Origin of the sequence: Acidisphaera sp. S103, from assembly GCF_009765975.1 — a bacterium.
Lineage (GTDB): Bacteria > Pseudomonadota > Alphaproteobacteria > Acetobacterales > Acetobacteraceae > Rhodopila.
Map to the genome: position 1 here is coordinate 34,733 of NZ_LMUJ01000116.1, position 6,262 is coordinate 40,994.

At 59.2% G+C, this 6,262-nt stretch carries 10 protein-coding genes and 1 tRNA gene; 4 read left to right on the forward strand and 7 right to left on the reverse strand.

Features of this window, described 5'->3' with window-relative positions:
• Nucleotides 1-97: 97 nt before the first annotated feature.
• The 5 genes from GSQ89_RS38170 to GSQ89_RS38190 all read right to left on the reverse strand — a co-directional run bounded on the left by GSQ89_RS38170 (nt 98) and on the right by GSQ89_RS38190 (nt 3,093).
• Complete coding sequence (locus tag GSQ89_RS38170) at nt 98-523, reverse strand: type II toxin-antitoxin system VapC family toxin (RefSeq protein WP_158933338.1); 426 nt, start codon at nt 521-523, stop codon at nt 98-100.
• The gene (locus GSQ89_RS38175) at nt 523-777 is read right to left on the reverse strand and encodes a type II toxin-antitoxin system Phd/YefM family antitoxin (protein WP_158933339.1); all 255 of its coding nucleotides are present in this window, start codon (nt 775-777) and stop codon (nt 523-525) included. The genes GSQ89_RS38170 and GSQ89_RS38175 overlap by 1 nt, the downstream gene beginning before the upstream one ends.
• A gap of 337 nt (nt 778-1,114) precedes the next feature.
• On the reverse strand, nt 1,115-1,798 hold the full coding sequence (locus GSQ89_RS38180; RefSeq protein WP_158933340.1) for a hypothetical protein: 684 nt from the start codon (nt 1,796-1,798) through the stop codon (nt 1,115-1,117).
• A 390-nt stretch (nt 1,799-2,188) separates the two neighbouring features.
• Entirely contained in the window at nt 2,189-2,788 is a 600-nt protein-coding gene (locus GSQ89_RS38185; protein ID WP_158933341.1) for a hypothetical protein, read from the reverse strand.
• A complete protein-coding gene (locus GSQ89_RS38190; protein ID WP_158933342.1) occupies nt 2,785-3,093 on the reverse strand; it encodes a hypothetical protein in 309 nt (102 codons plus the stop codon). Before GSQ89_RS38190 ends, GSQ89_RS38185 begins: the two co-directional genes overlap by 4 nt.
• A 403-nt stretch (nt 3,094-3,496) precedes the next feature.
• Here GSQ89_RS38190 and GSQ89_RS38195 point away from each other — a divergent pair, with 403 nt between their 5' ends.
• Nucleotides 3,497-3,787, forward strand: coding sequence for a BrnT family toxin (locus tag GSQ89_RS38195; protein ID WP_158933343.1), 291 nt, complete (start codon nt 3,497-3,499; stop codon nt 3,785-3,787).
• Nucleotides 3,768-4,052, forward strand: coding sequence for a BrnA antitoxin family protein (locus GSQ89_RS38200; protein ID WP_158933344.1), 285 nt, complete (start codon nt 3,768-3,770; stop codon nt 4,050-4,052). The genes GSQ89_RS38195 and GSQ89_RS38200 overlap by 20 nt, the downstream gene beginning before the upstream one ends.
• Before the next feature lie 56 nt (nt 4,053-4,108).
• Here the strand turns inward: GSQ89_RS38200 and GSQ89_RS38205 are convergent, their stop codons facing one another.
• Nucleotides 4,109-4,570, reverse strand: a complete 462-nt coding sequence (locus GSQ89_RS38205) for a hypothetical protein (protein WP_158933345.1) — start codon at nt 4,568-4,570, stop codon at nt 4,109-4,111.
• 127 nt (nt 4,571-4,697) lie between these two features.
• Here GSQ89_RS38205 and GSQ89_RS38210 point away from each other — a divergent pair.
• Nucleotides 4,698-4,770: transfer RNA gene (locus GSQ89_RS38210), tRNA-OTHER, on the forward strand.
• Between the two features lie 309 nt (nt 4,771-5,079).
• Here the strand turns inward: GSQ89_RS38210 and GSQ89_RS38215 are convergent.
• The gene (locus GSQ89_RS38215; RefSeq protein ID WP_158933346.1) at nt 5,080-5,400 is read right to left on the reverse strand and encodes a DUF2251 domain-containing protein; all 321 of its coding nucleotides are present in this window, start codon (nt 5,398-5,400) and stop codon (nt 5,080-5,082) included.
• 332 nt (nt 5,401-5,732) lie between these two features.
• Between GSQ89_RS38215 and GSQ89_RS38220 the strand changes: the two genes are divergently transcribed.
• Nucleotides 5,733-6,176 (forward strand): YcjX family protein, encoded by a 444-nt coding sequence (locus GSQ89_RS38220; RefSeq protein WP_216856663.1) that lies wholly within the window; start codon nt 5,733-5,735, stop codon nt 6,174-6,176.
• Nucleotides 6,177-6,262: the final 86 nt, after the last annotated feature.

Consider the following 6,262-nt stretch of genomic DNA (forward strand, 5'->3'; position numbering starts at 1 on the left):
ATTCCATAAATAGCTCCCGGGCCAACTTGAGTGTGTCCTTTGCCTGCTGCACGATCTGGTGGGCATCATCCGCAGCCAGCGGACGCGGCGCAATCAGTCATTGGGAAGCGTCCCACGGGTTCAAGAGCGGCACGCCGGTCGGCGCGAAATCGGCGACGTTCCGGGTCACCACTGTCATGCCATGTGCCAGGGCCGTCGCTGCGATGAACGCATCACGCTTGGGGCGCGGGTCTGGCACATGAAGGGGCGCGCAGCGGAGTGCCACAGCCGTATCGACCGGGAGGGTTCGATCCGCGAATTCAGGCAGGATGTGCTGATCCATCCAGGCGCGAAGCCTAGCCCCTTGGACGGGATCGCGCCGCTCGATCCGGAGGATGCCGAGTTCAATCTCCATGAGGGTGATGGCGGAGAGGTAACAGGTCGTGGCGTCCACGCTGGACAGCCAGGTGACGACATTGGTGTCGGCTTTGCCGTCGCCGGCCTTGCGCAGCTCGGAAATGACGTTGGTATCGAGCAGGAACACTACGAAAAATCGGCCGGCCGGGCGCGTTCACGCGAGCGGGGCGGATCAAATTCAATGTCCGCGAGTCCTGGCATGGACAGGGCATCAACGATACTCCGGCGCTTGCCGGTGATGCGCTGGTACTCCTCGATGCTGAGCAGAACATGGGCGGGCTTGCCCCGGTCGGTGATGAAGACCGGCCCTTCGGAAGCGGCTTTCTTGGCTCGGCTGGTGTCCTGGTTGAACTCTCGGCTGGATAACGTGGTGATCGTCATCGGCGACACTCCTTTTGCCGAAGCAAATCTATTGTGTATAAACGTTACTACAAGACGCCTCTTTCGTCAATGCCTGTTTGCTTTCCTGGCTGCGCAGAAGGGGGGCAGGTTCGGGACACATCGGCGCCGCCGTCGCTTCAGCCTGACCACGACTCTACCCTTAATGAGCATCTTTTTCCGCTTGGGGTTTCAGGGGGGGAACCCCTGAGGCAACAATGGTTTATGCGCGCCTTGGCGCGCTCCGCAGTCTTTCTGCCTGGATGATGTGGTCAGTCGATCGACATAGGTAAAATTATCTCTGGGGAAGGTTTCTCTGCACCTCGTGCAGTCCAGTCAATCACTGAAGATTTGCCCCCTGCACGGCCCGGCCGAGACGCGCAAGCGCCATCGCCAGCCTGTCCGTGGGATCAGCCGTCAGTATCCCGATCGCGCCCTCGATGGTGCCGCCAGCCTGCCGCTCGGCCGCGGCCTGTGTTAGCAGCGACGGCATAACGGGATGATCGCCCCACGTGCCCGGTGCCGGCGGCGGGGCCTCTGGCGGCTCCCGATACCCGCGCCACTGCGACGCCGGCAGCACGGCATAGGCGTTCGTCTCCTGCTCCAGCACGTAGCGCCCGTCACGCCAGGTCTCGGCGCAGCGCCGCACCCAGTTCAGGATGCCCAGCCCCTTGAGTCGCTTAACCGCCGTGGCGACTGTCCGCTCGCACACGTTCGCTTTGCGCGCGATCGCCGCGTAGGACGGATCGAGCCGGCCGCTGCGGTAGTTCAGGAAGTCGAAGATCAGCGTGTGCAACACCTGCAAGGCGCTGTGGCCTACGGCGCCGCCGTGATGGGCTTTGCGCCGGGTCTGCCGGTCGAAGTCGCGGGCGCGATGCCAGAGGCGGGTGGCGGCCTTCTTCGGGATCGGATGGAAGCGGACGTCGGCACGGGCGCTGTCTGACCAGACCGGCCACGCGGCGTAGGTTTGGGAGCCGGAAAAGCCGGGTAGGGCGGGCATCAGGTGTGGGTATGCGGAGGGCATAGTTCGGGTGTTCCTCGGTTGAACCGAGGCCGGCGTGCGGCACCCGTTAGGCAAGCCGATCCCGTGGCAAGACAGGGCTTGCAAAAAGCGCGGAGAGTTGGGAAGATCGAGTTCTCAAGCAAGATCATCCCGGCTCTGCCGGACATTGGGGCCGCCTTCGGGCGGCCTTCGGTGTTTCTGGGCTTCAGTTATCCTTTACGACTCGCCGCGACTCGCACGGCGTTGATTAGACTGTCACATCAGCCCGCGTCGGGTCGAGCGCCTACCTCAAGAGGCCGGCGACACGCGCGGGCCGATGTAATTCAAAAGGTCCATCTCCTCCGCGCCGAGTCGATGCGCTGAAGAACTACGGCCGGCATTGTTCGCCTCCATTATCACGTAAACACTTAATCACTTCAAAACATCACAGACTTTTCGCGCTAGGTTCCGGCAATAACGTTGGGCCGGCGGGAGCAAGCTGCCGTTGAAGGTCTGAAGCACAAGATCCCTGATCGCGTGTGTAGCCGGTGTCGGTGCCAAAAGTCGGCCCGGATAGTTGGCTTCGAGCTTCTCGATATAGCCAGCGTCCACAACCGCCGCCTTGCTGTTGGTCGGCCAGTTCGACGGCAAGGCCCATGCGCTCGGAAACTGTGCCATCTCTCGCGCCACGACATAGACAGAGTCATCGTCAGCGGTGAATGGCAGGATAATCACGTCGGAAATAGACGCGATGAGGCTGTCAACGGCCCCGCGGTTGCCGCCACCGTCAATGACAAAAATCCCATTTCCTTCGGTCTGTTTGGCCGTGGCGACCGCCTGCTCCAGCTGCGGGACGGTGCGCCCGTCAATGATCGAATAGACGCGCTCCTCGTCACTGAGGAGCTCACGATTGTCCGTCATCACATAGGCTGCCGGTATTCCGAGCATGGTCAATCCGTGCGCCGTGGCATGAGCGTTCGTTGATTTCCCGACCCCGCCCTTTTCGCCGATGAAGCTGACTATCTTGCTCACGCTTCACCTTTCGGCCGGGCTGCGTGCCAGTCTGCGAGGATCGAGCACAGCACATCGTTAAGGCTAACCGTCTGGCGTTCTGAGACTGTCCGCCTAATCACCTCATCACGTAACGCCTCACTGATCTCGATCGGTAGATAGCCTGAAACCCTGACCCCTCGTCCTCCTGCCTTTCGGTTGCGGGCGGCGGGCTGAGTGGTGGCTGTGTGGGTGGTAGCGGGCAGCGGCTGCATCTGAGCCTGAGCTGCCTGCACCTTGGCTGGTTCAAAAAAGGCTTTGAGCGGAGCCGCCGTCTTGCTGGACATAAAAACCTCATCACCGAATCAATGTGGAACCTAATAACATAAACACAGTAAAAACTCAATACGTCATCACTGTTATACATAATTGATGTGTTAAGTTATAACTTAACAGCTTAATCACCTAACAGCATAATAAGTGTGCCCTTTGTCCGACGGCGGTCGCAGGGCGTCTCAGGCGTCGATTATTTGCGGACGCCCTTCGTCCCGACAGATTCAGAACGTCACGGCGGAGAGGACGGATTGCATAAGCGAAGCGTCGCAATAGGCGGTTTTTCTCGCCTTGCGAGAAAAATGCACCGTAGGTGCAAGCCGGTCGACCGCGCGTGATGCGGCTCCGCTGCAATGTGCTTGATATTTATGGTGTTTGTAGTTACAATGCGGTAGTTACATTAACTGTGGGTATAGCGTGCAGTGGATTTGGTGGCCCGAAAAGAACCGAACGAACCAGCGGGATCATGGCCTAAGCTTTGAGACAGCGAAATTTGTGTTTGATGACCCTCTGGCAGTCAACAGGCTTGATCTCCATCCCGACGGGGATCGCTGGCAAACGGTAGGAATGGTGGGAACGGTATTCCTGTTTGTTATCCACACCTGGCCTGAACCTGACCCAGCAACCGGGGAAGAGACCGGCCGGATAATCAGCGCCCGCAAAGCGACCTCGCATGAAAGGAGAGCCTATGAAGAAGGAGAACTCTGACCTGACTCCCGCACAAGTGGCCGAGCTAGCGGCTCTAGCCGCACTGCCTGACGATCAGATCAATACGCGCGACATACCAGAGCAAAGAGATTGGAGCGAAGCGAAGCGCGGCCTTTTTTTTCGCCCCATAAAAAAGCAACTGACCCTGCGCCTTGATGCCGATTTGATTGCTTGGTTCAAGGATCATGCGCCGAATGGCGAGGGCTACCAGACCAGCATCAACAGCGCCTTGCGTGAATACGTTGCACAGCACGAACAAGGGTGAGGAGAGGGCAGGGGACACGCTCCTGCGCTGGGCTGAGAAGTTTAGATAACCGTTATCTAAATACGCCGCCCCTTTACCGATTTCTGCACCATCTCCGCCAACTGCTTTTTGAGCACGACATTGGCTTTGATGGCATTGGTGTGGTGCTGATGTTCAAGTCTCAGTTCGCCTTCGAGATAAGCGTTGCGCGCTTCGAGTCGGGCAACATCCCCTTCCTGAATCTCCAGTTTTAATAACGCGTTATGCAATCGGTCGCGCAGGCCCTCGATCTCGGCCCGGTCATAGACGCCATCCCGCGCCGGGTCGAATTCCGGTATCGCGGCTAGTGCCTGGTTGGCCGAGACAGAGCTGACAGCAGCCGGATCGATGATCCTGACGACCTTTCCGGCCGCTGCCAGCCGGGCACGATAGGCCCGCTGTATCTCGACCTGGGATAGCTTGCCGGCCGGCTTTGGCGGCCGGCCTGGTCGCCGCGGGGTGGATGCAATCGAAGCCGGCGGGCTTGGGTTCTTTGCCATGCCCCTAATTATCATAACGGTTATCAGGTAACGACCCTCATACCATGCTCTACACGCGGGACAGTCCCACGGTTACGATAACCGTTATCCAAAAACTCCTGTCACTCTTGATGTGGTATAACGAACTTGCAGGGTGGCCGATCGGCGCGAGGCAGCCGGGTTTCCCGGTGTATAAGCGGGTTCGATTCCCGCCCCTGCGATTTCTAGTCTATGCCACCGCGAGTGGCACAAAATCTGCGCCACGCCCTTACCCGTAGCGGCGCGCAACGATGTACGCCCCGACGCGCAAGATGGCCGGCGGCGTTCGGCGGCCGGAATCTCGCGAGAAACCTGGCGCGGGCGTAGCTTTATGCGTTCATTTTGTTCCAATAGGGTCAGGACCGTGGGATGTCGTTGCCCCAGAATGCCGTAAGCGACCCTATTGAGACGAGGAAAGTGCCTCATGCCAGCGCCTTGCTGGGGTATACCTCAATGGGGCTGCGACCCTGATGTGGTTTGCTGGCATTTGGCTAGGTGAAGCGACCAACGTCGCTCTGGTTCGCCATACGGCAATGTTTTGGGGCATCTGAATCGCTATCGACTTCAAATACTGCCAGTAAATTCTTTCCGGCGAACAAACCGACAAGCCCTCCATCCCGTGACCAGTGGACGCTCACCTCGGTACGTCCAGGCGGCGCACAATTGGTGGCATTGAATGCTCCGACGATTTTCTGACCGTCTCTGCCGTCCATATCCAAGAGGTAGAAATATGCGGTGTCGTCGCCGCGCTCAAACACCGCACCGAATATCCCATCCGCACGCACGGCGCTGGCAAATGCGTCTTGGCTCACATCCAACTCCTCCTGCCGACACGAACCACCCTATCCTCTCGACGTGCCGATGTCCGCAAAGCTTCGAAATAGGCAACTGTGCGCCGGCAATCGTCTATTGCGCGTCCGTCTCACCGATCGTGCGTTGTGTCTCAGCTATTGTGCGTCGGATGCCCGAGTCCGTCTCAGCTAATGTGCGTCGGAAACCGGCCTTTATCGCGCGCCGGGCCGTTCATCATTGCGCGCCGCTACACCTAAGTGTGTAAAATGATGCTTCGACCATTGAGACGTGGCATGGACCGTAACGTTCCGGATGACATGAAAGGCAAGCCATGGGGCGCACGACGGCCACGATGCAGTTCCTGCGCAAGGGGACCGAGGCGGCATTTCATAGCGCCAAAGACAGAATTGACCGGACCCTCAACGAGAACGTCGTCCGCCTGGCCGTCACAGGGCTGAGCCGGGCCGGCAAGACCGTCTTCATCACCAGCCTTATTCAGAACCTGCTAGCGCTCGGAGACGGCCATAACAGCCTACCAGCCCTCAGCGAGGAACTGTGGAACGGAACAGGCTCGCGCCTGCTCAGCGTGGGCATCATCCCGCCGCGGGACACTGTCACACCCTGGTTTGACTATCCATCCAAGGTGGCAAGACTCGCCGCAGAGTTGCCAGGCTGGCCGGCCCCGACAGACGACCTCTCCGAGATCTCATTGCTTTTGCATATTGAACGAAAAGACGCTTTTCGGCGGACCACTCTCGGTGAGCGGCGGGTCCGCCTCGACATCGTGGGGGTGTAAGCCCAAACCGCCGAAAATTCCGTCTGCCGACGATTGCGGCAGCCAGCCGCTGTTATGGCCGGGATCGCTGACGTTCAGTCGGACCA